The 25,371-nt window shown below is 64.5% G+C and carries 26 protein-coding genes; 19 read left to right on the top strand and 7 right to left on the bottom strand.

Going from position 1 to position 25,371, the window contains the following annotated elements; genetic code table 11:
• The first annotated feature begins 379 nt into the window (after window positions 1-379).
• From Q0X85_RS07745 to Q0X85_RS07700, 10 genes are all read left to right on the top strand, one after another.
• The gene (locus tag Q0X85_RS07745; RefSeq protein ID WP_297771099.1) at window positions 380-1,204 is read left to right on the top strand and encodes a tellurium resistance protein TerC; all 825 of its coding nucleotides are present in this window, start codon (window positions 380-382) and stop codon (window positions 1,202-1,204) included.
• Between the two features lie 212 nt (window positions 1,205-1,416).
• The gene (locus Q0X85_RS07740) at window positions 1,417-2,313 is read left to right on the top strand and encodes a 5-bromo-4-chloroindolyl phosphate hydrolysis family protein (RefSeq protein WP_297771097.1); all 897 of its coding nucleotides are present in this window, start codon (window positions 1,417-1,419) and stop codon (window positions 2,311-2,313) included.
• 14 nt (window positions 2,314-2,327) lie between these two features.
• Window positions 2,328-3,527, top strand: coding sequence for a toxic anion resistance protein (locus tag Q0X85_RS07735; RefSeq protein WP_297771095.1), 1,200 nt, complete (start codon window positions 2,328-2,330; stop codon window positions 3,525-3,527).
• Between the two features lie 6 nt (window positions 3,528-3,533).
• Entirely contained in the window at window positions 3,534-4,487 is a 954-nt protein-coding gene (locus Q0X85_RS07730) for a DUF2927 domain-containing protein (RefSeq protein ID WP_297771094.1), read from the top strand.
• 53 nt (window positions 4,488-4,540) lie between these two features.
• A complete protein-coding gene (locus tag Q0X85_RS07725) occupies window positions 4,541-5,296 on the top strand; it encodes a hypothetical protein (protein WP_297771092.1) in 756 nt (251 codons plus the stop codon).
• Window positions 5,297-6,427 (top strand): SPFH domain-containing protein, encoded by a 1,131-nt coding sequence (locus tag Q0X85_RS07720; protein ID WP_297771090.1) that lies wholly within the window; start codon window positions 5,297-5,299, stop codon window positions 6,425-6,427.
• A gap of 4 nt (window positions 6,428-6,431) precedes the next feature.
• The gene (locus Q0X85_RS07715) at window positions 6,432-6,854 is read left to right on the top strand and encodes a hypothetical protein (RefSeq protein ID WP_297771088.1); all 423 of its coding nucleotides are present in this window, start codon (window positions 6,432-6,434) and stop codon (window positions 6,852-6,854) included.
• 7 nt (window positions 6,855-6,861) lie between these two features.
• Window positions 6,862-7,983: a TFIIB-type zinc finger domain-containing protein gene (locus Q0X85_RS07710; protein WP_297771087.1), complete on the top strand. Its 1,122-nt coding sequence runs from the start codon at window positions 6,862-6,864 to the stop codon at window positions 7,981-7,983.
• Window positions 7,983-9,023, top strand: a complete 1,041-nt coding sequence (locus Q0X85_RS07705) for a proline racemase family protein (RefSeq protein WP_297771085.1) — start codon at window positions 7,983-7,985, stop codon at window positions 9,021-9,023. Before Q0X85_RS07710 ends, Q0X85_RS07705 begins: the two co-directional genes overlap by 1 nt.
• A complete protein-coding gene (locus Q0X85_RS07700; protein WP_297771084.1) occupies window positions 9,020-9,694 on the top strand; it encodes a nitroreductase in 675 nt (224 codons plus the stop codon). The genes Q0X85_RS07705 and Q0X85_RS07700 overlap by 4 nt, the downstream gene beginning before the upstream one ends.
• Window positions 9,695-9,713: 19 nt before the next feature.
• Here Q0X85_RS07700 and Q0X85_RS07695 read toward each other — a convergent pair whose 3' ends face one another.
• The 4 genes from Q0X85_RS07695 to Q0X85_RS07680 all read right to left on the bottom strand — a co-directional run bounded on the left by Q0X85_RS07695 (window position 9,714) and on the right by Q0X85_RS07680 (window position 11,732).
• Entirely contained in the window at window positions 9,714-10,223 is a 510-nt protein-coding gene (locus Q0X85_RS07695) for a periplasmic heavy metal sensor (protein ID WP_297771082.1), read from the bottom strand.
• Window positions 10,223-10,579 (bottom strand): hypothetical protein, encoded by a 357-nt coding sequence (locus Q0X85_RS07690; RefSeq protein ID WP_297771080.1) that lies wholly within the window; start codon window positions 10,577-10,579, stop codon window positions 10,223-10,225. Before Q0X85_RS07690 ends, Q0X85_RS07695 begins: the two co-directional genes overlap by 1 nt.
• Window positions 10,563-11,156, bottom strand: coding sequence for an RNA polymerase sigma factor (locus tag Q0X85_RS07685; protein WP_297771078.1), 594 nt, complete (start codon window positions 11,154-11,156; stop codon window positions 10,563-10,565). The genes Q0X85_RS07690 and Q0X85_RS07685 overlap by 17 nt, the downstream gene beginning before the upstream one ends.
• Window positions 11,157-11,237: 81 nt before the next feature.
• Complete coding sequence (locus Q0X85_RS07680; RefSeq protein WP_297771077.1) at window positions 11,238-11,732, bottom strand: EF-hand domain-containing protein; 495 nt, start codon at window positions 11,730-11,732, stop codon at window positions 11,238-11,240.
• Between the two features lie 229 nt (window positions 11,733-11,961).
• On the opposite strand from Q0X85_RS07680, the gene Q0X85_RS07675 reads away from it, so the two are divergent.
• Window positions 11,962-12,351 (top strand): DUF983 domain-containing protein, encoded by a 390-nt coding sequence (locus Q0X85_RS07675; protein WP_297771076.1) that lies wholly within the window; start codon window positions 11,962-11,964, stop codon window positions 12,349-12,351.
• 23 nt (window positions 12,352-12,374) lie between these two features.
• On the top strand, window positions 12,375-13,067 hold the full coding sequence (locus Q0X85_RS07670; protein WP_297771074.1) for an NUDIX hydrolase: 693 nt from the start codon (window positions 12,375-12,377) through the stop codon (window positions 13,065-13,067).
• A 247-nt stretch (window positions 13,068-13,314) separates the two neighbouring features.
• Here Q0X85_RS07670 and Q0X85_RS07665 read toward each other — a convergent pair whose 3' ends face one another.
• Together Q0X85_RS07665 and Q0X85_RS07660 are read right to left on the bottom strand one after the other, a co-directional pair.
• A complete protein-coding gene (locus tag Q0X85_RS07665; protein ID WP_297771072.1) occupies window positions 13,315-14,217 on the bottom strand; it encodes a DMT family transporter in 903 nt (300 codons plus the stop codon).
• 62 nt (window positions 14,218-14,279) lie between these two features.
• Window positions 14,280-16,481, bottom strand: a complete 2,202-nt coding sequence (locus Q0X85_RS07660) for a primosomal protein N' (protein WP_297771070.1) — start codon at window positions 16,479-16,481, stop codon at window positions 14,280-14,282.
• Window positions 16,482-16,574: 93 nt separating this feature from the next.
• Between Q0X85_RS07660 and fsa the strand changes: the two genes are divergently transcribed.
• From fsa to Q0X85_RS07630, 6 genes are all read left to right on the top strand, one after another.
• Complete coding sequence (fsa, locus tag Q0X85_RS07655; protein ID WP_297771068.1) at window positions 16,575-17,228, top strand: fructose-6-phosphate aldolase; 654 nt, start codon at window positions 16,575-16,577, stop codon at window positions 17,226-17,228.
• Window positions 17,229-17,577: 349 nt separating this feature from the next.
• A complete protein-coding gene (locus Q0X85_RS07650; protein WP_297771066.1) occupies window positions 17,578-19,197 on the top strand; it encodes a DNA methyltransferase in 1,620 nt (539 codons plus the stop codon).
• Between the two features lie 219 nt (window positions 19,198-19,416).
• Complete coding sequence (locus Q0X85_RS07645) at window positions 19,417-20,124, top strand: DUF484 family protein (RefSeq protein ID WP_297771064.1); 708 nt, start codon at window positions 19,417-19,419, stop codon at window positions 20,122-20,124.
• The gene (locus Q0X85_RS07640; RefSeq protein WP_297771062.1) at window positions 20,121-21,053 is read left to right on the top strand and encodes a tyrosine recombinase XerC; all 933 of its coding nucleotides are present in this window, start codon (window positions 20,121-20,123) and stop codon (window positions 21,051-21,053) included. The genes Q0X85_RS07645 and Q0X85_RS07640 overlap by 4 nt, the downstream gene beginning before the upstream one ends.
• Window positions 21,054-21,219: 166 nt before the next feature.
• Complete coding sequence (locus Q0X85_RS07635; RefSeq protein ID WP_297771060.1) at window positions 21,220-21,807, top strand: cytochrome P460 family protein; 588 nt, start codon at window positions 21,220-21,222, stop codon at window positions 21,805-21,807.
• Between the two features lie 86 nt (window positions 21,808-21,893).
• Window positions 21,894-22,601, top strand: a complete 708-nt coding sequence (locus Q0X85_RS07630; protein WP_297771058.1) for a CDP-alcohol phosphatidyltransferase family protein — start codon at window positions 21,894-21,896, stop codon at window positions 22,599-22,601.
• A gap of 58 nt (window positions 22,602-22,659) precedes the next feature.
• Here Q0X85_RS07630 and Q0X85_RS07625 read toward each other — a convergent pair whose 3' ends face one another.
• A complete protein-coding gene (locus Q0X85_RS07625; RefSeq protein ID WP_297771056.1) occupies window positions 22,660-23,820 on the bottom strand; it encodes a M20 aminoacylase family protein in 1,161 nt (386 codons plus the stop codon).
• 161 nt (window positions 23,821-23,981) lie between these two features.
• Between Q0X85_RS07625 and Q0X85_RS07620 the strand changes: the two genes are divergently transcribed.
• Window positions 23,982-25,371: DEAD/DEAH box helicase (locus Q0X85_RS07620; protein ID WP_297771054.1), on the top strand; the 1,390-nt coding region annotated here is incomplete at its 3' end.

The following is a 25,371-nucleotide window of genomic DNA, read 5'->3' as shown; positions in this document are numbered from 1 at the left end:
GCACCTGCGCGGAACAAGGCCGAAGGCCGCCGCGCATCGCCGTGCCGCCCCCCGGCGCGGCGATTTGGCTGCAACCTGTTCTGCGCTCTGATGTTTTTCGGGCTTGGCTGCCATAAAGCACTGCCAAACTAGCCTAGGATCGCCACACCGCGGCACGACGATGCGCGGCTTGCGGCCACGGTCCATGCCATCCGCCCCTCGGCCCCTCCGAGCAACCGAAACCACACCAGAGGCAGAATGCGACCCTTTTGGCGGGTGGCCAGCACGAACACCTGATCCCGCGCCGACGCTGCGCCGTTTCCGGGCGACTTCCCCTTTCGACAGGCGGCGGTGCGGGCTATGGAGGATCTCAGTATGTGATCAACAAGGGACCTCTCCAATGGCCGATCTCCTGACCGTGGCAAACCTTGGCAACCTCCTGATGCTCTGTTTTCTTCAGGCGGTTCTGGGCTTTGACAACCTGCTCTACATCTCGATAGAATCGCAACGCGCGCCGGTCGCGCATCAACGCTCGGTCCGCTATTGGGGCATCATCCTCGCCGTGGCGCTGCGGGTTGTCCTGCTCTTCGTGATGATCCGGGCGATAGACGCCTTGGCAGAGCCGTTTCTGATACTGAACTGGACAGGCGTCCTCGAAGGCGGGGTCAATTTCGCAACCTGCGTCTTCATCCTCGGCGGCATCTTCATCATCTACACGGCCGTCAAGGAAATATCGCACATGCTCTCGATCGAGCATCTCGACACCGATCTCGACGCCAAATCCAGCAAGTCGGCAACCCAGGTTGTCATGCTCATCGTCCTGATGAACCTGATCTTTTCCTTCGACTCGGTGCTCTCGGCCCTGGCGATCACCGATGTTTTCCCGATTCTCGCGGCGGCGATCCTGCTGTCGGGGGCCGCGATGCTCTTTCTGGCCGACGGCGTGACGAAATTCCTTCAAAAGAACCGCATGTACGAGGTGCTCGGCCTGTTCATCCTGCTGATCGTCGGTGTCGTGCTTCTGGGTGAGGCCGGACAGGCGGCGGCGCACGCCATGCACGACGATGCGCTTGCGCTCAGGTTCTTCGGGTACGAAGTGGTGCCAATGTCCAAGACCACCTTCTATTTCTCGGTCGTCGTGCTCTTCATCGTCGAGATCATCCAATCGCGCTACAGCCGCAAGCTGAATGCCGAGCGCCGCGCGCAAAGCAGACATGCCGGCTGAGCCTGTTTGAAATCGGTGAGGGCGAGAATGATCGCCCTCACCGTGCGCCGCATCCGCCAATCTTCCCCCTAGCAAGCCTGCGCCCCTTCGCCTAAGTTCTATCCAAGCGAAACCGGCTCCGGGGGCGTCATGAGTGACACGGGACTTCAAAAACTGGCATTTTTTCTGCTGGTGGCGCTGATCGCCTTTGTCGCAGCGACAGGGGGCGTGTGATGGCGCAGCGCTTCGGCGGCAAGTACAGCCCCGACGGGGTCAAGGAGACCGCCCCCAACACCGGCGGCTTTCGCGGCGCACGCCGGACCCGCGCGGGCGGGCGCGTGAACCTCCTGTTTTTCGCGCCACTGCCCCTTGCCCTACGCGCCTTCGGCTCCGGGCCGGTGGACATGATGTTCAATCTTGCAGCCTTGGGCACCCTGCTGCTGGCCGCGTGGCTCACCCGCGAGGGGATCCTTGCACAAGAGGCCTATGAGGCCCGCAAGATCGCCCGCCGCCCGGCCATCCCGCGCAAGATATTCGCGTCGGTCCTGACCGGTGTCGGGCTTGGCATCGCGGGGTTTGCCGCGGGCGGCGGTCTGCTCGAACCCGCGATCTACACCATTGCGGGCGCGATACTGCACAGCCTGTCCTTTGGTCTCGACCCGCTCCAGGACAAGCGCCTCGAAGGGGTAGACAGCTTTCAGACCGACCGCGTGGCGCGTGTCGTCGATCAGGCCGAGGACTATCTCAAATCAATGTCCGACACGATCCGACGCACGGGCGACCGCCAGCTCGAGGCCCGGCTTGATCGGTTTCAGGTCACTGTGCGCGACATGCTGCGCACCGTCGAGGACGATCCGCGTGACCTGACGGCGGCGCGCAAGTATCTCGGCGTCTACCTGATGGGCGCGCGCGACGCGTCGGTGAAATACGCCGACCTCGCAGCCCGTGCCCCAAACGCCGAGGCGCGCGAAAAGTATCTGCTTTTGCTCAGCGACCTTGAACAGAATTTCACGGCCAAGACCCGCGCGCTGATGGCCGACAGCACCACCGATCTCGATATCGAGATCGAAGTATTGCGCGAGCGGCTGGAACGCGAAGGCGTCCACCTGGAGACCAAAGATTTAGCGTAAAAAGGACAGATCGCATGTCACAGACCACCCGCAAACAAGCCGAAGCCGCTCTCGCCGATGTCGAAGCCGTGGGCCGCGCCATCCTGCCAGAACCCAACGATGCAAATGCCATCGTCCCGCTGGAGCAGGCAGACGCCCCCGCCAGCGCCGAGATCACCCGCCGCATGTCAGAGATCGACATGGGCGACACCCAGTCCATCGTCTCCTTCGGCTCTGCCGCGCAGGCCGAATTGCAGGAAATTTCGCAATCCATGCTGCAAGGGGTGCGCAACAAGGATGTCGGCCCGGCAGGCGACAGCTTGCGCGGCATCGTCACCACGATCCGGGGCTTTTCGGTCTCCGAGCTTGACGTGCGCCGCGAGCGCTCGTGGTGGGAAAAGCTTCTGGGCCGCGCCGCCCCAATCGCCAAGTTCACCGCCCGGTTCGAAGAGGTGCAGGGCCAGATCGACAAGATCACCGACGATCTGCTAGGCCATGAGCATACCCTGCTCAAGGACATCAAATCGCTCGACATGCTCTACGAGAAGACGCTCGCCTTCTATGACGAACTGGCGCTCTACATCGCCGCAGGCGAGGCCAAGCTCAAGGAGCTGGACACCAAGGACATTCCAGCCGCCGAGGCCGAGGTCCAGGCCGCGCCGGAGAACGATCAGGTCATGAAGGCGCAGGAATTGCGCGACCTGCGCGCCGCCCGCGACGATCTCGAACGCCGGGTGCATGACCTGAAACTGACCCGTCAGGTGACGATGCAATCGCTGCCCTCGATCCGTCTGGTGCAGGAAAACGACAAATCTCTGGTGACCAAGATCAACTCCACCCTCGTCAACACCGTGCCGCTCTGGGAAACCCAACTGGCGCAGGCGGTCACCATCCAGCGTTCGTCAGAGGCCGCAAAGGCGGTGCGCGACGCCAATGACCTCACCAACGAGCTTTTGACCGCCAACGCCAAGAACCTCCGCGAAAGCAACAAGATGATCCGGCAGGAGATGGAGCGCGGCGTCTTTGACATCGAGGCCGTTAAACAGGCCAATGCCGACCTCATCGGCACCATTCAGGAAAGTCTCCAGATCGCCGACGAGGGCAAGGCCAAACGCGCCAAGGCCGAGGAGGACCTGCAAAAAATGGAGACCGACCTGCGCGACACGCTCGCCTCGGCCAAGGCGCGCCGGGACGGTGTGGGGGACAACGCGGGCACCGCCGTGCCCAAGGGCTGAACCGGGATGCACGCAGGCGGGATCATTCGGGGGCTGATCGGGCTGGCGCTGTTGGCGGTGGCCGCATGTGACATGCCCGCGCCGCCCCAGAGCAGCTCACGCCCCGAGGCACGCCCAAGCCGCCCACAATCAGGCGCCGCACCGGTCCCGTCGGCCAACAGCGAGGCGCTCGCGCGCTATTATGCCCGGGTCGAGCGCGATCTGCTCAGTCGCGGCCTCCTGAGGCGGGATGGCGGTGGCCCCGACACGCCCTATACCGATACCGATCTGATGCGTAACTTCGAGCGTATCGCGTTTTACGACGAGTATCAGCAAGGCGCCGGGTTTCGGCCGTCTTCGGGGCGCGCGGGCGGCCTGCGCAAGTGGCAGGGCCCGGTGCGCGTCGGTGTCGAGTTCGGCAGTTCGGTCCCGGAACAGCAGCGCGCCAAGGATCGCCGGCTTGTCGCCGATTACGCGGCCCGGCTTGCCCAGGTCACCCGCCACCCGATCACCTCGGTCTCGACCAATCCCAATTTCCATGTGCTTTTCATGGGCGAGGATGATCGCGCCACGGCGCTTGCCCGCATTCGCCAGATCGTGCCCGAGGTCGGCCCCAACACGCTCGCGATCTTCCGCGACATGCCGCGCTCCATCCATTGCCTTGTGGTGGCGTTTTCCGGGCGGGGCGAGGACCACACCTATCGCCGTGCCATCGCGCTCATCCGCGCCGAGCACCCTGCATTGATGCGCGAATCCTGTGTCCATGAAGAAGTCGCGCAGGGCCTCGGCCTTGCCGATGACAGCCCCGCCGCGCGCCCCTCGATCTTCAACGACGATGACGAGTTCGCCCTGCTGACCACCCATGACGAGGACTTGCTGCGCCTGCTCTATTCCCCCGATCTCAAACCCGGCATGACCCCCGACGAGGCCCGCCCCATCCTCCGCCGCCTGCTGGATGAGCGCGCGGGCGGGCCGGTGTGACGATCATAGTTCTTTATGAGTTCAATAATTCCAACAACTGAGAGCTAATATACATGCTAAAGTCCGGTGAGTTTGCACTTGGTGTTTGTGTGGGATTAGTCGCTTTTATAGGCGTTTATTTGATCTCTGACCTGCTTCGAGAAGACCTGAACCGCAATACACTCCTAGAAGTTATCCCCTCTATTCTCACGCTTGTTGTAGCAGTGACGTCCCTTTTCCTCTCGTTTCACGCACTCGCAGAGCAGCGCAAAATGCGCCAAGCTGGAACTGATCCAGTGATACTACTGCACTTGGCAAACAGGGAGGACGCAAGAATTATGTCAACATTGGAAATAACAAATGTTGGTGCTGGGGCTGCTCTAAACGTATCGGTGGATTTACAAACAGACATCTCACAATTTGTGCCCGATAGGATCATTACTGACTTTGACAAAGTCCGACAAACATTCCGAACAATTCCGCAGGATAAGTCGATATCATTCAATTTTGGTGTGGGTCATAGGCTTCTCGAGCAACCGGAAATTCCAGAGCTTAAATTTCTGGTAACCTACGAAGATATCGAAAATAAGCGCTACGAAAGAATACAAAAAATAGACACTAAGGAATTGGCCATGCAACGAGCAGATGATGGCCTTGCGTCGAGACAAACAAAAGCAATTGAGAAGATCGAAAAGCTATTAGGACAGCTACGTCATACTCCTTTGCACGTGGTTACCCAGCACATCAGCGAAAAGGTGGCAGACGATGAAGAAAAGCACAAGCAGATGATGGAACATCTTCAGGAAAAACGAACAGAAGGAAAAGACTAAATGCCCATCTTCGATTTCCTCTCCGGCCAGTTCATCGACGTCATCCACTGGACCGACGACACCCGCGACACCATGGTCTGGCGCTTCGAGCGCGAGGGCCACGAGATCAAGTACGGCGCGAAACTCACCGTGCGCGAGGGACAATCCGCCGTCTTCGTCCATGAAGGGCAGCTGGCCGATGTCTTCACCCCCGGTCTCTACATGCTCGAGACCAACAACATGCCGATCATGACCTCCCTGCAACACTGGGATCATGGCTTTCGCTCGCCCTTCAAGTCAGAAATCTACTTCGTCGCCACCAACCGGTTCACCAACCTCAAATGGGGCACCAAGAACCCGATCATGCTGCGCGATCCGGAATTCGGCCCGACCCGCATCCGCGCCTTCGGCACCTATACCGTGCGTGTGAGCGACCCAGCGAAGTTCCTGTCGGAAATCGTCGGCACCGACGGCGAATTCACCATGGACGAGATCAGCTTCCAGATCCGCAACATCATCGTGCAGGCGTTTTCGCGCATCATCGCAGGCAGCGGCATCCCGGTCCTCGACATGGCCGCCAACACCGCCGATATGGGCAAGCTGGTAGCCGGAGAGATTACCGCCGTGGTCGCCGAATACGGGCTGGAAATCCCGGAATTCTACATTGAAAACATCTCCTTGCCGCCCGCCGTCGAACAGGCGCTCGACAAGCGCACCTCGATGGGCCTCGCGGGCGATCTTGGCCGCTTCACCCAGTATTCCACCGCCGAGGCGATGACATCGGCGGCCAAAAACCCGTCGGGCGGCGGTGGCATCGGGGCCGGTCTCGGCATGGGGATGGGCATGGCGATGGCGCAGCAGATGGCCGATCAGAACCGCAATCCGGGGCCGTGGGGCGCGCGCCCGCCGCAGGAACAACCGCCCGCAGCCCCCCCGCCGCCGCCCGTCGAACATGTCTGGCACATCGCCGAAGACGGCCAGACCCACGGCCCCTATTCCAAGGCCCGTCTCGGGCGCATGGTGACCGAAGGCAGCCTCACCCGCGACAGCCATGTCTGGACCGCCGGTCAGGACGGATGGAAGCGCGCCGAGGACGTGACGGAACTGGCGCAGCTCTTCACCGTCATGCCGCCGCCGCCGCCGGGCGCCTGAGCCCATGCGCCGCCACGCCACCATCACGCTGCACTGGCTGAACCTGTTGCTTTTGCTCTTCGTGCTGGGCGATGGCGGGGCGACCACATGGCTCTCGCTGCTCTACGCCGCCTCCGCGCTCGGTGTATGCGCACTTGCGCTGGTCTTCGGGCTGATGAGCGGGCCGGGACCGAAACTCGAAGGCGCGGTGCGCGCCCTGCACCCATGGCTGCACCGGGCGATCTATGCGCTCCTGGGCTGGGGCGCGCTGGCGCTTCTGGCAGAGACGCTCGCCACCCCCCTGCCCGGCCCCGAGGCGCGCACATTGCTTTTGGCGCTGCTCGCGGTGAGCGCGCTGCACGCGGTCTTCAACCTCTGGCGGCACACCGCGCTGGGCGACGGCGCGCTGCGGCGGATCACCCCGCGCGCCATTCACCACATTCTCTGAAGGCTTCATGTCAGACACACCCCCTCCCGCCCCCGCCCCGTCCGAACATCGCTTTCCCTGTGCAAGCTGCGGGTCGGATTACCGCTACGATCCGGGCGCGGGCCAGCTGATCTGCGACCATTGCGGCGACGTGGCCGAGATCGAGACCGGCGGGCCGTGGCAGGGCGGCATCAAGGAACTTGATTTCCGCGCCGCGCTCCGCGACCAGCTTCCCGCGCAGGAGATGGAAGAGACCCGCACCACCAAATGCACCAGCTGCGGCGCGCAGGTCGAACTGGGCGACGACACCCACGCCACCGAATGTCCGTTCTGCGCCTCGCCGGTCGTCACCGATACCGGCACCCATCGCCATATCAAGCCGCGCGCACTGCTGCCCTTCGCGCTTGACGAGAGTGCCGCCCGCAAGGCGATGACCGACTGGCTCGGGCGGCTCTGGTTCGCGCCGAACGGCCTGCAGGACTACGCGCGCAAGGGCCGCAAGATGGAAGGCATCTACGTCCCCTACTGGACCTTCGACGCCGACACCAAGTCACACTATCGCGGCGAGCGCGGCACCGTCTATTACGAGAGCCGCACCGTCATGCGCGACGGCAAGCGCCAGACCGTTCAGGTCGCCCGCGTCCGCTGGCGCGCCGTCTCGGGCCGGGTCGCGCGGTTCTTCGACGATGTGCTGGTGCTCGCCTCAACCTCGCTGCCCAAACGCTTCACCGACGCGCTGGAGCCGTGGGATCTCTCGGCGCTGGAGCCCTACACGCCGGAATATCTCGCCGGTTTCCGCGCCGAGGGCTACAGCGTCGATCTCGACGACGGCTTCGCGCAGGCTCGTGACAAGATGGACGCCACCATCGCCCGCGACGTGCGCTTTGACATCGGCGGCGACCGGCAACGCATCCACGATATCGACACCGCCGTGAGCGGTGTCACCTTCAAGCATATCCTGCTCCCGGTCTGGCTCGCCGCCTATAAATACCGGGGCGAGACCTACCGCTTCGTGGTCAATGCCCGCACCGGCCGGGTGCAGGGCGAACGGCCGTGGTCGGCGTGGAAAATCGCCGTCGCGGTCATTCTGGGCGCGGCTATCGCAGGCGGCATCGGCTATCTGATCGCGCTGGAACAGGGCGGGATCTGATGCGCTCCACCGTCGCGATCCAGATCACCACGGCGCATGCGGGCGGTGAGGTGGGCGATGTCATCACCGGCGGCGTCGCACCGCCGCCGGGGGCGACCATGTGGGAGAAATCCCGCCACATCGCCCGCGACGACCGGCTGCGCCGTTTCGTGCTGAACGAGCCGCGCGGCGGCGTCTTTCGCCACGTCAACCTGCTGGTGCCGCCGGTGGACAGCCGCGCCGACATGGGCTTCATCATCATGGAGCCCTGCGACACCCCGCCGATGTCCGGCTCCAACACGATCTGCGTGGCGACCGTGCTGCTGGAGACCGGCATCCTGCCCATGCAAGAGCCCGAAACCCGGCTGACACTGGAGGCCCCCGGCGGGCTTGTGGCGGTGCGCGCGCGCTGCGAAGGCGGCCGCGTGACCGAAATTGCGCTGGAAAACCTGCCCTCTTTCGCCTGCCGCCTCGATACCCCGCTCGACGTGGCCGGGCTGGGGCGCATCACCGTCGATACCGGCTTTGGCGGCGACAGTTTCGTGGTGGTCGACCCCGCGACGCTCGACCTGGCGCTGACGCCGGAAAACGCGCGAGCCCTGGCCGAGACCGGCACCCGCATCACCCGCGCCGCGACCGATCAACAGGGGTTCGAGCACCCCACCAACCCCGATTGGCGGCATATCTCGTTTTGCCTCTTCGCCACCCCGCCCGAGCGCGACGGCGACACGCTCCACGCCCGCCACGCCGTCGCCATCCGCCCCGGCAAGATCGACCGCTCGCCCACCGGCACCGGCCTTTCAGTGCGCATGGCGCTCCTGCACGCACGCGGGCAGATGACGCAAGACGACCGCTATAGCGCCACCTCGCTCATCGGCGCGCGCTTTGACGGGCGCATCCTCGGGACCACCACCTGTGGCCCCTTGGCGGCGATCCGCCCGGAAATCGCGGGCCGGGCATGGATCACCGGGCAATCAACCCTTATGCTGGACCCCGAAGACCCCTGGCCCGAGGGCTACCGTCTCTCCGACACATGGCCCGGCGCAGAGGACCCCGCATGACAAACGCCTATGACACGCTCCACACCATCCTCGATGCGCGGCATTCCTGTCGCGCCTTCCTGCCCGACGCGGTGGATCCGGAGGTGATCGAGCAGATCGTCATGGCCGCAGGCCGCGCGCCGTCTTGGTGCAATGCGCAGCCCTGGCAGGCGACCGTGACACGCGGCGCGGAAACCGAACGATTTCGGGACGCTTTGCTGGAGGCCGTGAAAAATGATGCGCCCGAACCCGACCTGCCCTGGCCCGACAGCTACCCCGGCGCACATGGCGCACGCCGCCGCGAATGCGGGCTGCAACTCTACAAGGCCGTCGGCATCGCCCGCACCGACCGCTCGGCCCGGGCCGAGCAGAGCATGCAGAACTATCACCTCTTCGGCGCGCCGCATGTGGCCATCGTCCATTCCACAGCCGCCCTCGGGCCGTACGGCGCAATGGATACCGGCGGCTTCATCACCGCCTTCATGCTCGCCGCGACGGCGCTTGGCGTGGGCAGCATCGCGCAGGCCTCTGTCGCGGCTTACGCCCCGATGATTCGCACGCATTTCGACCTGCCCGAGCGGCGTCTGATCCTGTGCGCGATCTCGTTTGGCTATCCCGTCCCGGATCATCCGGCGAATACATTTCGCACAACGCGTGCCGATTTGCCCGAAATCTTCGATCCACGGGGCTGATCACACCCGGACCATCGCCTCAGTCGGTCCTGTCGTGTTCGCGTTTGGCGCGATAGGCCTCGATCTGCGCCTCAAGCCTGTCAGCATAGGCCGCGCGTTTTGCATCGCTCATGTCAGACAGGTGCTCGATCAAGACCTCCTGCCCCATCTCAAACCGGGCGGCAAAGCCTTGTCGCTGCTCGCGCATCCGTTCGGCCACGCGCGCCGGGTCAAAAGGTACGGCCCGCAGGTCAGCCACCAGAGCATCAAAACTCTCGCGCATACCCGCGCGGCGGCCACCGGTCTCGCGCCAGACCTCACGCATGCGCTGCCCGACATCGCGGCGATCTTCTTCGCTCAACGCGCGGGTCAGCGGCCCGCCAGAGCGGTCAAGCCGCGACGGATGATGCCCGTGATGGCCACCGTGGCGCAGCGCCCATCCGGCAACGACCCCGACGACCGCAAGGTTCACAGCCAGCGAAACCACCAGCAATACGCGCATCCATCGCCCCGTACCGGGCTTGTCCTGCCGCTCGTTCATCTCTGCCATCAGAAATCCCCCCCGGCCAGATCAAAGGCCATTTCAGGCGTGATATCCACGAGATAGGCCGCCTCTGCCGTGCCAATCAGCCCCTCGGGCAGGGCGGTGCCGATCCAGATACCGGTGAGTGCCGCAGTGGCCAGCCCCGCCATCGCAGGCCAGCCGCCAAGCAGACGATAGAGACGCGGCCCGATACCTTGGCGCGGGGCAGCAGCAAAAGCGGCGGAATGGGCCTGTTGAGCAACATCCGCGTCGGCCAGAACCCGCGCCAACAGGTCCGGCGATGGCGCAGGCACCTGACAGCGCGCGGCCTCGAAAAAGACATCGAGCCCCTCGCCCGCGTCATCCTTATCGCTCATCGACATATCCCAACTCCTCTTGCCGCCCGGCGAGGGCCGCGCTCAGCGCGCGTTTGCCCCGCGAGGTCAGACTTTCAACGGCCTCGATCGTGATTTCCATGATCTCGGCGATCTCGGGGTTTGCCAGCCCCTCGATATGGCGCAGCACCACCGCCTGACGCTGCCGCTCGGGCAGCGTGTCGAGCGCGGCCTGCAACGCCTCGGCGCGGGCGCGCTCTTGCAATTGCTCGACAGCACTTGCACGCCCGTCCGCAGGCTCGGGGATCGCATCAAGCGCGACCGCCCCGCCCCGCGCCCGGCGCAGCCTGTCGATGCACAGATTGGCCACCACACGGTAGAGCCACGTGGTCACCTTCGCCTCGCCCTGACGCCAGTCGGGCGCCTGTTTCCACAGCCGCAGCATCGCCTCCTGTGCCACATCCTCGGCCTCGGCCCGGTTGCCCAACAGGCGATACGCATGCGCCATCACGCGCGGCGTCAGCCGCAGCGTGAGCACGCGCGCTGCCGCCCCGTCGCCATTGGCAAACAGCACAAGCAGCGCCTCGTCTGGCACGTCGTCATGGGCGTCGAACGGCATCGTCATGGCCCCCAAGCGTATCCTTCAGCCCGGTCCCTGACCAGCGTGGCGGGCCGGGCGCAGGGCCTGCCCGCCACGTGAGGGGGGTTACTCGGAGGCTTTGCCGCCCTGCTTCATGCCGTGATGCTTGCCGCGCATCTCGCGCATCTTGGCGAACTCCTCGGCGCTGATCGCGCCATCGCCATCGGCATCGACGCGCTTGAACATCTTGCCCTGACGGCCGGCGCGCATCTCGCCCATGCTCAGCTTGCCGTCGGCATTGGCATCATGCCGCTCGATCATGTGATCGGCGTATTTGCCCATCCGCTCGGCCCGGCGCTCCATCATCCGCGCGACCAACTCGTCGCGCGACAGGGCGCCGTCGCCATCGCTGTCGGCGCCCTCAAAGCGCGCCTGCATGTGGCCCGCCATCTCCTCGGGCGTGATCTTGCCATCGCCATCGGTATCAAGCTCCTCGAAACTGTGCCGCATCTGCATGCCGCCATGATGCTTGCCGCCCTTGTGGTTGCCCGCCTCGACGGCGCTCAGCCCGCCAAGCGTGATGGCGGTGGCCAGACCTGCGATCAAAACCATATTGTTCATCGTGACTTCTCCTGTCCTCTTGTGACGTGTCTGTTGTCGTGAAACGCCGCGCTGTCGGGCCGTTTCTGCAAGGTGATACGCGCACGGCCCGCGCTTCCGGCGCGCAGGATTGATTTTTTTGCATCGCTCGCGACTTGATTTGCGACATCGCGCCGCAAGGGCAAGCTGCCACCTTTAAACATCGCACCGCTTTCGCCATGTTTGCGCCACCGCAACGAAAGGCCGCCCCATGCGCGACACCACCGCCATTCAATCAGACCGTCCCTTCTGGCCCGCCTTGCGCCGGGGTTTTTGCCGCAAGTGCCCCAACTGCGGCAGCGGGCCCATTCTCAAGAGTTATCTCAAGCTGCGCGACACCTGCCCCGTGTGCCGCGAAGACCTGAGCCACGCGCGCGCCGATGACGGGCCGGCCTATCTGACGATTCTCATCGTAGGGCATCTCATGGCCCCGCTCCTGCATATCGCCTTTGTGCAGTTCCGGCCCGAGCCGCTGATGCTGTTCACCATATTCTCTATTGGCACCATTGCGCTCTCGCTTTACCTTCTGCCCCGATTGAAGGGGGCCATCGTGGCCTTTCAATGGGCGCGGCTGATGCACGGATTCGGAGAGAGCCGCTAAGCCCTGCGCGCGAAAGGGCGGCCATGAGTGACATCGACAAGACCAGGATCCGCGATGCGGCAACCGTTATCGTGCTGCGCGATGAGGCGCGCCCGCATGTCCTGATGGGGCAACGCGGCGCGCAGGCGGCCTTCATGCCCAACAAATTCGTCTTTCCCGGCGGGGCCGTGGACGCGGGCGATGCCGATATCCCGCTCGCACGCCCCTTGCCCGCGCTTTGCGCCGAACGTCTGCGTGAGGATAGCGACCGCGATCTAAGCCACGCGCTTGCCGCCGCTGCGGTGCGCGAGCTGTGGGAAGAGACAGGCCTTGCACTCGGGCAACCCGGAGCTTGGCCGGGCGCGGTGCCGGACGATTGGCAGGGTTTTGCCGCACGCGGCCTGCTGCCGCGTGCCGATCCGCTGCAATTCGTGTTTCGTGCGATCACACCACCGGGCCGCCCGCGCCGGTTCGATGCCCGGTTTTTCCTCGTTCATGCCGAGGCCCTCGACGGCGACCCGGATGATTTTTCTGATGCCTGCGAAGAATTGAGCCACCTGCAATGGGTGCCGCTCGCGGATGCGCGCAAGTTCGATCTGCCCTTCATCACCGAGGTCGTTCTGGCCGAGGTCACAGCCCGCGCCCATGACCGCACCCCGCCCGCCTCGGTGCCGTTCTTTCGCAACGATGACGAGGAGAGCCTGTTTTTGCGGTTGAACGGGGCGGGGGCTGGCTGAGGGCTGTGCCGGTTCTGGCCTGGAGCGGACATTGATTGAAGCACCTGCGCGAAACGCGGCCGAAGGCCGCCGCGCATCGCCGTGCCGCCCCCCGGCGCGGCGATTTGGCTGCAACATGCTCTGCGCTCGGATGTTTTTCGGGCTTGGCTGGCATAAAACACTGCCAAATTAACATTGGATCGCCACACCGCGGCACGACGATGCGCGGCTTGCGGCAACGGCAGCTCCAGGCCAGACCTGTATACCTTCACCGCAAAACCACCACCGCGATCACCGACAGCGTGATCAGCCCGATCCCCCAGCCCTCACGCCGCGTGATCCGCTCGCCGAAGACCAGAACCGAGGCAAACAGCGAGAAAATCACCTCGACCTGCCCCACCGCAAACACCATCGCGGCGTTTTCCAGCGTGAAGGCGGTAAACCAGCACAGGCTCCCGGCCATGCCGGTCAAACCCATCCAGACGGCGGTCCGCCGCGCGGCGATCACCCGGCCCACCTGCCCCGGCTCGCGCCAGATCAGCCAGAGCGAGAGTGCAACCGCCTGCATCACCGTCACCACCGCCAGCGTCAGGCCCGCGCGCAAGAACGGATCACCGCTCGCCACTTCCAGTGTCGCCCCGCGATAGCCCACGGCAGAGACCGCAAAGAACGCCCCCGACGCCAGCCCAAGCAGGGCCGCACGATTGGCAAAGCGCCGCCACCAGCGCCCCTCCAGCCCCGGCGTTTCTGACAGGATCAGCACACCGGCCAGACCCAAGACAATCGCCCCCACCCCCCAGACCGTGATGCGGTCCCCGAGGATCACCAGGCCCACGATCGCCGTCTGCACCACCTCTGTTTTCTTGAACGTGATACCAACGGCAAAATTGCGCTCCGAGAACAGCGCCACGACACACCATGTGGCCAGGATCTGCGACAGCCCCCCCACCACGGCATAGACCCAAAAGAGCGGCGTATAACCGGGCCACGGCCCCCCCGCCAACCACAGATACCCAAGCGCCAGAGCCACAATGAATGGCGCGGAATAAAAGAACCGCGCCAGCGTCGCACCGCCCGCGCTGAGCGCCCCCATGCTGAGGTGTTTTTGCAGCATGAAGCGCAGCGTCTGAAACGCCGCCGCCGCAACGGAGAGAATGATCCAGAGGTCCATGCCCTGTCATGCAACGGATCGCGGGCATTGACCAGCGCGCACCCGGCGCGCGCGGTCACCGCTCAGTAAAAACTCTGCGGGTCGATATCAACCGTCAGCCGCACCTGAGCGGGCAAACGCACCTGAGCCACCCAGTCCGACACCGCTGCCTGTAGGGGCGCGCCCTTCGGGGCCTTGACCAGCAGCCGCACCCGGTGACGCCCGCGAATACGCGCAATCGGTGCCGGAGCCGGCCCAAAGACCTGCGCCCCCACGGCCCTCACCGGCCCGTCACACCGCGCCAGCGCCTCGCCCAGATCGAACACCGCTTGCATGTCCGGTGAACTGAGAATTATCCCGGCCATCCGCCCATAAGGCGGCACACCGGCCTGCCGGCGGCCCTCGGCCTCGGCACGCCAGAATCCTTCCTCATCCCCCGCCAGAATGGCGCGGATCACCGGATGTTCGGGCTGAAACGTCTGCAAGAGCGCGCGCCCCGCACGCTCTGCCCGCCCCGCGCGCCCCGCCACCTGCCGCATCAGTTGGAATGTCCGCTCGGCGGCGCGCAGATCCGAGCCTTGCAGCCCCAGATCGGCGTCAATGACCCCCACAAGCGTCAGCAGTGGAAAATTGTGCCCCTTGGCGACAAGCTGCGTGCCGATGATGATATCCGCACCGCCCTCTGCGATCTCGACGATCTGCTCCTTGAGGGCCCGGGCCGAGCCGAACAGATCAGACGATAACACCGCAATCCGCGCCTGCGGGAACAGCGCCGCCGCCTCCTCGGCCAACCGCTCTACCCCCGGCCCGACAGCCGCCAGTTTGCCCTCGACACCACAGGACGGGCAAGCCTCGGGCAACGCGGCGCTCTCGCCGCATTGATGGCAGATCAGGCGTTTCTGAAACCGATGCTCGACCATCCGCGCATCGCATTGCTCACAGCCGATCTGATGCCCGCAGGCCCGGCAGATCGTGGTCGGCGCATAGCCGCGACGGTTGAGAAACAACAACGCCTGTTCGCCCGCCGCCACCCGCGCATTGACCGCCGCCTGCAAGGTCGGCGAAATCCAGCGGCTCGCGGGCAAGGTCTCTGCGCGCATGTCGATGGCGGCAAGCTCCGGCATCATCGCCGCGCCGAACCGCGCGTCCAGATCGAGCCGTTGATACTTGCCGGCCTCGGCATTGGCCCAGCTCTCGAGGCTTGGCGTGGCCGAGGCCAGAACCACCCGCGCACCACACAGGCTCGCGCGCAGCACGGCCATGTCACGCGCATGGTAGAGCACGCCATCCTCTTGCTTGTAAGAGGTATCATGCTCTTCATCCACCACGATGAGCCGCAGATTTTGAAACGGCAGAAACAGCGCCGACCGCGCGCCCACCACCATTTGCGCATCGCCCCGGCCGACCATCTTCCAGACCCGCCGCCGCTCGGTCATGGTCACACCCGAATGCCACTCGGCGGGGCGCGCGCCAAACCGCGCCTCGACCCGCGTGAGAAACTCCGCCGTCAACGCGATCTCCGGCAAGAGCACCAGTGCCTGCCCGCCCAGCCGCAGCGCCTCGGCCACCGCTTCGAGATAAACTTCGGTCTTGCCCGAGCCGGTCACGCCGCGCAGCAGGGTCGTGCGATAGGCGCCGCTCCGCAAGCCGTCACAGATCGCCCGCGCGGCGCGGTCCTGAGCCTCGGTCAGATCCTTGGGCGGCCGCTCGGGATCGAGCCGCGCAAAGGGCGTGTCGCGCGGCGTGGTCTCCTCGCGCACAGCGCCCTGCGCGACCAGCCCCTTGACCACCGAGGACGTCACTGCGGCCAGATCGCTCAGCTCCTTCAGGGTAAAGCCCAGACCACCATGGCTGCGCAACACCTCCAGCACCCGCGCGCGTGCCTCGGTCATCCGCGCAGGCTCGACATCACCCAGACGGTAGACCTTCTGCATCGAGGGCGGATCGCTGAGCCCGGGCGCACGGGTGGCCAGCCGCAACATCGCCGAGAGCGGCGTCAGCGTATATTCGCCCGCCCGCCGCAAGAACTCCTGCATCTCGTCGCGCATCGGGGCCACATCGAGCACCCGGATGATGCGCCGTGCCTTCTTGAGATCAAACCCACCGCGCCCCGGCCCCCAGACCACGCCCAGCACCTTGCGCGGACCAAGCGGCACCTCGACAAAGGCCCCCGCCATCACCCCGCCCTCGGGGGCCAGATAATCCAGCGGGCCATCCAGCGGCTGCGCCGTCAGCACCGCCACCAAATCACCCTCGGGATGGAACTCCGGCAACGATGCGTTCAACGGGCGGCTCCTGTGCGTGAGGGGTTTCGGCGGACGTTCCTATGAGGTAAACGCATCCGCAACAGAACCCAACCCGCCACAGAGGGCCATCCCATGAAATTCTTTGTCGATACCGCCGAAACCGATCAGATCGCCGAACTCAATGACCTCGGCATGGTCGATGGTGTCACCACCAACCCCTCGCTGATCCTGAAATCGGGCCGTGACATTCTCGACGTGACCAAGGAGATCGCCGGGATGGTCGATGGCCCGGTCAGCGCCGAGGTGGTCGCGCTGACTGCGGATGAGATGATCGCAGAGGGCCGCAAGCTCGCGCAAATCGCCGGAAACATCGCGGTCAAGGTGCCGCTGACATGGGACGGTCTCAAGGCGTGCAAGGTGCTCTCGGGCGAGGGCAACATGGTCAACGTGACGCTGTGCTTTTCCGCCAATCAGGCACTTCTGGCGGCCAAGGCAGGCGCCACGTTCATCTCGCCCTTCATCGGGCGGCTTGACGACATCAACCTCGACGGGATGGAGCTGATCGCCGATATCCGCCAGATCTACGACAATTACGGCTTCGAGACGCAGATCCTCGCGGCCTCGATCCGCACCGTGAACCACGCGTTTCAGGCGGCCCAGATCGGCGCCGACGTGATGACGGCCCCGCCCGCCGTGATCAAGAAGATGGCCGAACACCCGCTGACCGATCAGGGGCTCAAGACGTTCATGGCCGATTGGGAAAAGACCGGTCAAAAGATCCTCTGATCCTTATTCGGTGCGCCACGCCCGCGCCCCGTCATCCTCACGCTCTAGCGTCATCCTCGGGCCTGACCCGAGGATCTCACCGTCCGGCAGATCGTCCGGTCAAGCCGGACGATGACGGGCAAAGCCTGCCCGCGTCAGCCTCACTCACTACTGTCATCCCCGGCCCTTTGCTCCCCGTCATCCTCGGGCTTGACCCGAGGATCTCCCCCCCAACAGATCGTCCAGTCAGGTCCGGGGATCTCCTGCACCCAACGCCCGAACGCCCATGGACAGCCACCAGACGCGCGCCTAAACTCCCCCTTAACCAGAACCCGCCCACAGTCGCGGGCAGGCAGCAGGGGCAGGCAGCATGGGCAATCACCTCTATTACGGCGACAATCTCAGCGTGCTGCGCGACAGCATCGCGGACGCGTCGGTGGACCTCGTCTATCTCGACCCGCCGTTCAATTCCAACGCCTCCTATAACGTGCTGTTTCGCGGGCCATCGGGGAACGAGTCTGCGGCGCAGATCGAGGCGTTTGACGACACCTGGCACTGGACCGACGCGGCGGAGGAGGCATTCGGCGAGGTGCTGCGCTCCGGCAACGGCGCAGCGGCAGAGATGCTGCGCGCCATGCGGTCCTTCCTGGGTGAGAATGACATGATGGCCTATCTCACCATGATGGCCGTGCGCCTGCTGGAACTGCACCGGGTGCTCAAGCCCACCGGATCGCTCTATCTGCACTGCGACCCGACGGCGAGCCATTACCTGAAGATCTTGCTGGATGCGATTTTCGGGGCGCGGAATTTTCGGAATGAGGTGATTTGGAAGCGAACCAGCGCGCACAATGATGCAAAGAACGGCTTTGCTGATCTGTCCGACATTATATTCTTTTATAACAAATCGGACACTTCCATTTTTAACAGGCAGTATCGTCCTTACTCAAAAGAGTATGCCGAAAAGAACTTTCGTTTCAAAGAGCCAGATGGCCGCCGATACTCAAGTGAGAATCTCCGAAGCCCAAATCCAAGACCAAATCTTACTTATGAATACAAAGGCTTCCAGCCACACCCGAACGGCTGGACTGTCTCGCGAGAAAAGATGGAGAAACTAGACTCCGAAAATAGGCTTATCTTTCCACCAAAACCTTCTGGACGAATTCGGGTAAAAAAATATCTCGATGAAATGCACGGACAAATCGTCGGGAACGTGTGGGATGATATTCCTCCGATTGGGGCCCAAGCCCAAGAACGCCTCGGCTACCCCACGCAAAAACCCGTCGCCCTGCTCGAACGTATCGTCGCCGCCTCATCGAACCCCGGCGACGTGGTGCTCGATCCGTTCTGCGGCTGCGGCACCACCGTTCATGCGGCGGAAAAACTCGGGCGCAACTGGATCGGTATCGACGTGACCCACCTTGCCATCGGGCTGATCGAGAAGCGCCTGCGCGACGCCTTTCCCAAGGTGGACTTCACCACCCACGGCGTGCCGCAGGACATCGCCGGCGCGCGCGACATGGCCAACCGGGGCCGGACCGACAAGAATTACTATTTCGAGTTCGAGAAATGGGCGCTGTCGCTCATCGCCGCCCAGCCCGGCAACCTCGGCAAGAAGGGCGCGGACCGGGGCATCGACGGCAATGTCTATTTCGGCAAGACCCATCGCGCCATCGTCTCGGTCAAGGCGGGCGACAATGTGGGCGTCGGCATGATCCGCGACCTGCGCGGCGTGATCGAACGCGAGCGCGCCGAGATCGGCATCTTCCTCACCCTGACCGAGCCCAAGAAAACCATGATCTCCGAGGCGGCAGCGGCGGGCCAGTTCGAGATGGAGGGGTTCGAGCCGGTGCCGCGCATCCAGATCGTCACCATCGAGCAGGCACTGGAATTGCGCGACCGTGCCGTGCGCCTGCCTGCCCGCCGCGACGACGCCTTCAAACGCGCCGCCCGCGAAGAGGATCGCGGCGCGCAAGGCGCGCTCGACCTCTGATCCAAGCGCCCCGTCCTCCTCGGGCCTGACCCGAGGATCTCACCGTCCGGCAGATCGTCCGGTCAAGCCGGACGATGACGGGTAAAGCCTGCCCCCGTCCTCCTCGCGCCCCGACCCGAGGATCTCACGTGCAATACACCCCTTTTCGCAAAATCGAAATTTCTTGCGGCATTCCCCGACACATCTGCTATAACACCAAAAAAACACCCCGAGGCCGGAATGAGCAGCAAGCCTGAAATGAACGATGCGCTGCGCGAAAAGATCATCGCGCAACCCGATGTCATCCTTGACGATCAAGACCTCATGCGCGCGCTCATCGCCGCGAATGAGCGGGCCATGGGCGGCAATATCGTCGATCTGCGCGGCATCGCGATGGAACGGCTCGAGGCCCGGCTCGACCGGCTGGAGGACACCCACCGCTCGGTGATCGCCGCCGCCTACGAAAACCTTGCCGGCACCAATCAGGTGCATCGCGCCATCCTGCGCATGCTCGACCCGGTGGAATTCGAGGGGTTCCTGCGCGATCTCGGCGGCGAGGTGGCGCATATCCTGCGCGTTGACGCGGTGCGCCTCGTGCTCGAATCGGTGCAGAATGACAGTGACCCGGCGGTGCGCCGTCTGGGCGATGTGCTCTCGGTGGCCGAGCCCGGCTTTATCAAATCCTACCTCACCGGCACCCGCGACGTGCCCGCGCGACAGGTCACGCTGCGCCAGATCGACGAGGGCGACATGCGCGTCTATGGCCGCGAGGCCCCGTTCCTGCGGTCCGAGGCATGCCTGCTTCTCGATTTCGGAGCGGATCGCCTGCCCGGCATGCTGGCGATGGGCGCCGAGGACCCGCATCAATTCAGCCCGCAGCAGGGCACCGATCTTCTGGCCTTTTTCGCCGGCGTCTTCGAGCGAACGATGCGCCGCTGGCTGTCATGATCAGCCCCGCCGCCCGCGACGCTTTGGCGACGTGGCTGGCGGGACAAAAGGCACTGCACGGCGCCTCGGCCAACACGATCGACGCCTATGCCCGCGATGTCGGCGATTTTCTTCATTTCATGACCGAGCATCACGGCGGCGCTCAGGGCCTCGGTGCGATCGCCCGGATCAGCACCGCCGACATGCGCGGCTGGATGGCGCATATTCGCGCGCAGGACGTCGGGGCGCGCTCGCTCGCACGCAAGCTCTCGGCGGTCAAGAGCTTCTACCGCTGGCTCTCCGCGCGTGAAGGGTTCGAGGCGACCGCCGTTCTCTCGACCCGCGCGCCGAAATTCCAGCGCAAGCTGCCCCGCCCGCTCTCGGCGGACGCGGCCCGCGAGGTGATCGGCACGCTGGAGGCGCAATCGCTGACCCCGTGGATCGCCGCGCGCGATCAGGCCGTGGTGACACTGCTCTACGGCTGCGGGCTGCGGATCTCCGAGGCGCTCGGCCTGACCGGGGGCGACCTGCCCCTTGGCACGGCGCTGCGCATCATCGGCAAGGGCGGCAAGGAACGGCTGGTTCCGGTGATCGAACCGGCCCGCGCGGCGGTGGACGCCTATGCCCGGCTCTGCCCCTTCGACATCACGCCGGACGGGCCGCTCTTTCTGGGCGCGCGCGGCGGCGCGCTCAATCCCCGTCTGATCCAGAAAGTGATGGAGCAGACCCGCGCGCAGCTCGGTCTGCCCGCCACCGCAACGCCACACGCCATGCGCCACAGCTTTGCCACTCATCTTCTGAATGCCGGCGGAGACCTGCGTGCGATCCAGGAGCTTCTGGGGCACGCGTCGCTGTCCACGACGCAGGCCTATACCGCCGTCGACACCGCCCGCCTCATGGAGGTCTATGCCCGCACCCACCCGCAAGCGCGCGACCAAAACAACGGATGACATCGCGCGGCAATCGCCCCGGTAGGGCGGCACCTGCCCCCTGCGCGGCAAACGCCCTGTCTCCGCATCTCCGCCTCACGCAATAGTTAAGTTCAATTACATTGGAATCATGCGACGGTTCGCGCGGATGACCCGCGTGTCACGTGACTGAAATGGAGAGTATAATATGAACCGCCAGCTATTCGCCGCCGCAACCCTCATGGCCAGCATGACATTTGGTCAGGCCGCCTTTGCCGCAGATTGCAAGGTCGATGTCGAAGACCCGTTCGATCTCGACGCCGCCGCAATCGAAGAGATCTATTCCTGCCTCAAGGATGAGATGGCCGAGAAATACGCTCAGGGCGGGGATGAGGTCGCGTCCAATTACCGCGACTGGACGGTGACCTCGACTCGTCCTGCCGTGGCCGGCGCGCATGGCAACCGCCTGTTGCAGACCTTTGCCAATGATCTGGCCGCCGAGGAATACCTGAAATTCGCCGAAGAGGGCGTCAGCATGCCCGCAGGCGCCGTGCTGGCCAAGGAAAGCATCTCGATCAGCACCAAGAAACAGACCGCCCGCACCGGGCCGCTCTTCATCATGACCAAAGGCGAAGCAGGCAGCGCCCCCGAGACGGGCGACTGGGTTTATGCCGGGGTTCAGCCCAATGGCAAACCGATGAAGTTCAAGCAAAGCTTCTGCCATGATTGCCACGTCTCGTGGGAGGCGCAGGACATGCTCGCTTATCCGCTCGAAGAGGTGCGGCTGTCGAACTGAGCACCGCGAGACAGAATCAGCCCGGCCTCCCTCGGGGGTCGGGCTTTTCCTTTGCAAATCCGTGATCTCTGCGGCATTACAGCGACATGACACCTCAGATGCGCGCGTTACTCGTCCACTTACTCACAGCCACCGGGGCGGTTTTCGCGATGCTGGCCATGCTCGCCGCCATCGACCGGGAATGGGAGTTGATGTTTCTCTGGCTCGTGGTCGCCTTTGCCGTGGACGGCATCGACGGGCCTCTCGCGCGCAAATACGACGTGCAAAAGAATGCGCCGCAATTCGATGGCGTATTGCTCGACCTCATCATCGACTATCTGACTTACGTGTTCATCCCGGCGTTTGCGCTCTTCAAATCCGATCTGCTGCCCGGCTGGACCGGCTGGGTCGCGATCATCGTGATCACCTATGCGAGCGCGATGTATTTCGCCGACGCGCGGATGAAGACCCGCGACAATTCCTTTCACGGCTTTCCGGGCTGCTGGAACATGCTCGTGCTCGTCATGTTCGCGGTCGAGCCGAATTTCTGGATCATCCTCGGCCTCGTGGCGGTGCTGTCTGTCGCGATGTTCCTGCCGATCAAGTTCATCCATCCCGTGCGCACCGAACGCTGGCGCCGGATATCATTGCCGATGGCACTGGCCTGGACGTTCTTTGCAGGTTGGGCTGCATGGGTGCATTTCGACCCGGAAAGCTGGGCACTCTGGGGGCTGGTTGTGACCAGCGTCTATCTGCTCTTTGCCGGCGTCACACAGCAGCTTTTTCCCCGCAAAGGCTATCCCGAGCGGCTCTGACGGTTGTGGTGATGAGGGGGCCCTGCCCCTCACCCTGCCCGCCTCGACACTGGCCCGTTCAGGCCGGCATGCGCTCTTCGACAATGCCCGCCCACCAGCTGCACCCGGCCGGAATGGCGTCGTCGTTGAAGTTGTAATCGGGGTTGTGCACCATCGCCGTGTCGCCATTGCCCACGAGGATATAGGCCCCGGGGCGTTCCTCCAGCATAAAGGCGAAATCCTCGCCACCCATCACCAGCGGGGCGTCAGAGCACTCGCCGCTCACCTTGGCCGCAACCGAGGCCGCAAATTCGGTCTGCTCCTCGTGATTGATCATCACCGGATAGCCGCGATGATAGCTCACCTCGGCCTGCCCGCCAAAGCCCGCCGCCACATGCTCGGAAATCGCGCACAGCCGGGTCTCGGCCAGATCGCGCATCTCGGGGCTCATGGTACGCACGGTGCCGCGCAGATGTACCGATTGCGGGATCACGTTGAACGCGTTCGACGAGGTCTGAAACGAGGTGACCGAGACCACGACCTGATCAACCGGGTCGGCATTGCGGCTGGCAATGGTCTGCAACATCGTCACCATATGCGCGGCCATCACCGTGGGGTCGACAGTCTCCTGCGGCTTGGCGGCATGACCGCCCTTGCCGGTGATCTCGATATCAAACTGGTCAGTTGCGGCAAAGAACGCGCCGGGACGGATGGCAAAGCTGCCCACCGGACGGCCCGGCCAGTTGTGCATGCCGTAAACCTCCTGAATGCCGAACCTCTCCATCAGCCCATCGTCGCACATCGCCTTGCCACCGGCCCCGCCCTCTTCGGCGGGCTGAAAGATCACCACAACGGTGCCGTCGAAATTGCGCGTCTCGGCCAGATAGCGCGCGGCACCAAGCAGCATCGCGGTATGCCCGTCATGGCCGCAGGCATGCATCGCGCCGGGGGTCTTGCTGGCATAGTCCACCCCCGTGGCCTCAAGGATCGGCAGCGCGTCCATGTCGGCGCGCAGCCCGATCACCTTGCCCGAGCCGGTGGCCTTGCCCTTGATCACGCCCACCACGCCGGTGCGCCCGATGCCGGTCACGACCTCGTCACAGCCGAACGCCTCCAGCTTTTCGGCCACCAGCGCGCTGGTGCGGTGCGTCTCATATAAGATTTCGGGATGGGCGTGGATATCGCGGCGCCATTCGGTGATATCGCCATGCAATTCGGCAAAACGGTTCTTGACGGGCATGCTCTGCACTCCTGTTCGCATTTCGGGATTGTGCATAACGTGGCGCATTCACGCAGGGTCTACAAGGGGGGCGATTTGCGATATACAATGCCGCGCGGCTCAGTTATGCGTCGCGGCTTGCGCCACGGGCGCACGACTCATGCTCAAGGCCCCATTTTTTGATGATCCCCCAGACCCTCTCTTCCGCACTCGCCGCACGCGGCTATGACACGCTCACCCCCGTTCAGGAGGCGGTGACCGATGCAGACCTCGGGCAAGCCGACCTGCTGGTCTCGGCGCAGACCGGCTCGGGCAAGACGGTGGGCTTCGGCCTCGCCATCGCCTCGACGCTGATGGGGGACGACCCCCGCCTGCCCCCGGCCGCTGCCCCTCTGGCGCTGATCGTGGCGCCCACACGGGAACTGGCGCTACAGGTGATGCGAGAGCTGAGCTGGCTTTACGCCGAGACCGGCGCGCGGCTGGTGTCCTGCGTGGGCGGCATGGACGCCCGCGACGAGCGCCGCGCGCTGGAGCGCGGTGCGCATATCGTGGTCGGCACGCCGGGTCGTCTGTGTGACCACATCAACCGGCGCGCTCTGGACATGACGTCCCTGCGCGCCGTGGTGCTGGACGAGGCCGACGAAATGCTCGATCTCGGCTTTCGCGAGGATCTCGAATTCATGCTGGCGGCGGCCCCCGAGGGCCGGCGCACACTCATGTTCTCGGCCACCGTGCCGCCGATGATCGCCAAGCTGGCGGAAAAATTCCAGCGCGACGCACAACGCGTGACCACTCTGGGCGGCGGCAAGCAGCACAGCGACATCGCCTATCAGGCGCTGCGCGTGGCGCCGCAGGATGCCGAGGGCGCGGTGATCAACCTGCTGCGCTATCACGACGCGCAGAATGCCATCGTCTTCGCCAATACCCGCGCCATGGTGGCCCGGCTGACCGCGCGGCTGGCCAATCGCGGCTTTGCCGTGGTGTCGCTCTCGGGCGAGCTCAGCCAATCCGAGCGCACCCATGCGCTTCAGGCGATGCGCGACGGGCGGGCACGCGTCTGCGTCGCCACCGACGTCGCCGCGCGCGGTATCGACCTGCCCAATCTCGATCTGGTCGTGCATGCCGAATTGCCCAGCAATTCCGAAGGGCTGTTGCACCGCTCGGGCCGCACGGGCCGCGCCGGGCGCAAGGGCGTCTCGGCGCTGATCGTGCCGGTGAAAGCCGCGAAAAAGGCTGAACGCCTGCTGAAATTCGCCAAGATCACCGCCGAATGGACCACCCCGCCCACAGCACAGGATATCGAGGCGCAGGACCGCGCACGCCTGCTGGCCGATCCGGTCTGGTCCGAGGCCCCGTCCGAGACCGAAACCGCCTTTGCCGACGAACTCCTGACGCTGCACAGCCCGCAAGAGATCGCCGCCGCCTATCTGCGGCTCTACCAGTCGCGCTGGTCCGCGCCCGAAGACCTCAGCGCGCCCGATGCCGCGCCGCCCGCCCGCGAGCGCACGCCGTTCGGGCCAAGCACGTGGTTCGCGCTTTCGGTCGGGGCCGGCGACCGGGCCGAGGCCCGCT

This window comes from uncultured Roseovarius sp., from assembly GCF_947259555.1.
GTDB lineage: Bacteria > Pseudomonadota > Alphaproteobacteria > Rhodobacterales > Rhodobacteraceae > Roseovarius.
Note: the sequence above shows the minus strand (reverse complement) of the source record. Positions and strands in the feature narration are given on the sequence as shown.

Coding starts and splice junctions, on each gene's coding strand:
- Q0X85_RS07690 (WP_297771080.1), bottom strand. CDS start 10,579: ATGTCGATGAGCGATAAGGATGACGCGGGCGAGGGGCTCGATGTCTTT.
- Q0X85_RS07705 (WP_297771085.1), top strand. CDS start 7,983: ATGCGCTCCACCGTCGCGATCCAGATCACCACGGCGCATGCGGGCGGT.
- Q0X85_RS07685 (WP_297771078.1), bottom strand. CDS start 11,156: ATGACGATGCCGTTCGACGCCCATGACGACGTGCCAGACGAGGCGCTG.
- Q0X85_RS07720 (WP_297771090.1), top strand. CDS start 5,297: ATGCCCATCTTCGATTTCCTCTCCGGCCAGTTCATCGACGTCATCCAC.
- Q0X85_RS07695 (WP_297771082.1), bottom strand. CDS start 10,223: ATGGCAGAGATGAACGAGCGGCAGGACAAGCCCGGTACGGGGCGATGG.
- Q0X85_RS07715 (WP_297771088.1), top strand. CDS start 6,432: ATGCGCCGCCACGCCACCATCACGCTGCACTGGCTGAACCTGTTGCTT.
- Q0X85_RS07670 (WP_297771074.1), top strand. CDS start 12,375: ATGAGTGACATCGACAAGACCAGGATCCGCGATGCGGCAACCGTTATC.
- Q0X85_RS07640 (WP_297771062.1), top strand. CDS start 20,121: ATGATCAGCCCCGCCGCCCGCGACGCTTTGGCGACGTGGCTGGCGGGA.
- fsa (WP_297771068.1), top strand. CDS start 16,575: ATGAAATTCTTTGTCGATACCGCCGAAACCGATCAGATCGCCGAACTC.
- Q0X85_RS07725 (WP_297771092.1), top strand. CDS start 4,541: ATGCTAAAGTCCGGTGAGTTTGCACTTGGTGTTTGTGTGGGATTAGTC.
- Q0X85_RS07645 (WP_297771064.1), top strand. CDS start 19,417: ATGAGCAGCAAGCCTGAAATGAACGATGCGCTGCGCGAAAAGATCATC.
- Q0X85_RS07675 (WP_297771076.1), top strand. CDS start 11,962: ATGCGCGACACCACCGCCATTCAATCAGACCGTCCCTTCTGGCCCGCC.
- Q0X85_RS07680 (WP_297771077.1), bottom strand. CDS start 11,732: ATGAACAATATGGTTTTGATCGCAGGTCTGGCCACCGCCATCACGCTT.
- Q0X85_RS07700 (WP_297771084.1), top strand. CDS start 9,020: ATGACAAACGCCTATGACACGCTCCACACCATCCTCGATGCGCGGCAT.
- Q0X85_RS07710 (WP_297771087.1), top strand. CDS start 6,862: ATGTCAGACACACCCCCTCCCGCCCCCGCCCCGTCCGAACATCGCTTT.
- Q0X85_RS07625 (WP_297771056.1), bottom strand. CDS start 23,820: ATGCCCGTCAAGAACCGTTTTGCCGAATTGCATGGCGATATCACCGAA.
- Q0X85_RS07745 (WP_297771099.1), top strand. CDS start 380: ATGGCCGATCTCCTGACCGTGGCAAACCTTGGCAACCTCCTGATGCTC.
- Q0X85_RS07665 (WP_297771072.1), bottom strand. CDS start 14,217: ATGGACCTCTGGATCATTCTCTCCGTTGCGGCGGCGGCGTTTCAGACG.
- Q0X85_RS07635 (WP_297771060.1), top strand. CDS start 21,220: ATGAACCGCCAGCTATTCGCCGCCGCAACCCTCATGGCCAGCATGACA.
- Q0X85_RS07650 (WP_297771066.1), top strand. CDS start 17,578: ATGGGCAATCACCTCTATTACGGCGACAATCTCAGCGTGCTGCGCGAC.
- Q0X85_RS07730 (WP_297771094.1), top strand. CDS start 3,534: ATGCACGCAGGCGGGATCATTCGGGGGCTGATCGGGCTGGCGCTGTTG.
- Q0X85_RS07630 (WP_297771058.1), top strand. CDS start 21,894: ATGACACCTCAGATGCGCGCGTTACTCGTCCACTTACTCACAGCCACC.
- Q0X85_RS07735 (WP_297771095.1), top strand. CDS start 2,328: ATGTCACAGACCACCCGCAAACAAGCCGAAGCCGCTCTCGCCGATGTC.
- Q0X85_RS07740 (WP_297771097.1), top strand. CDS start 1,417: ATGGCGCAGCGCTTCGGCGGCAAGTACAGCCCCGACGGGGTCAAGGAG.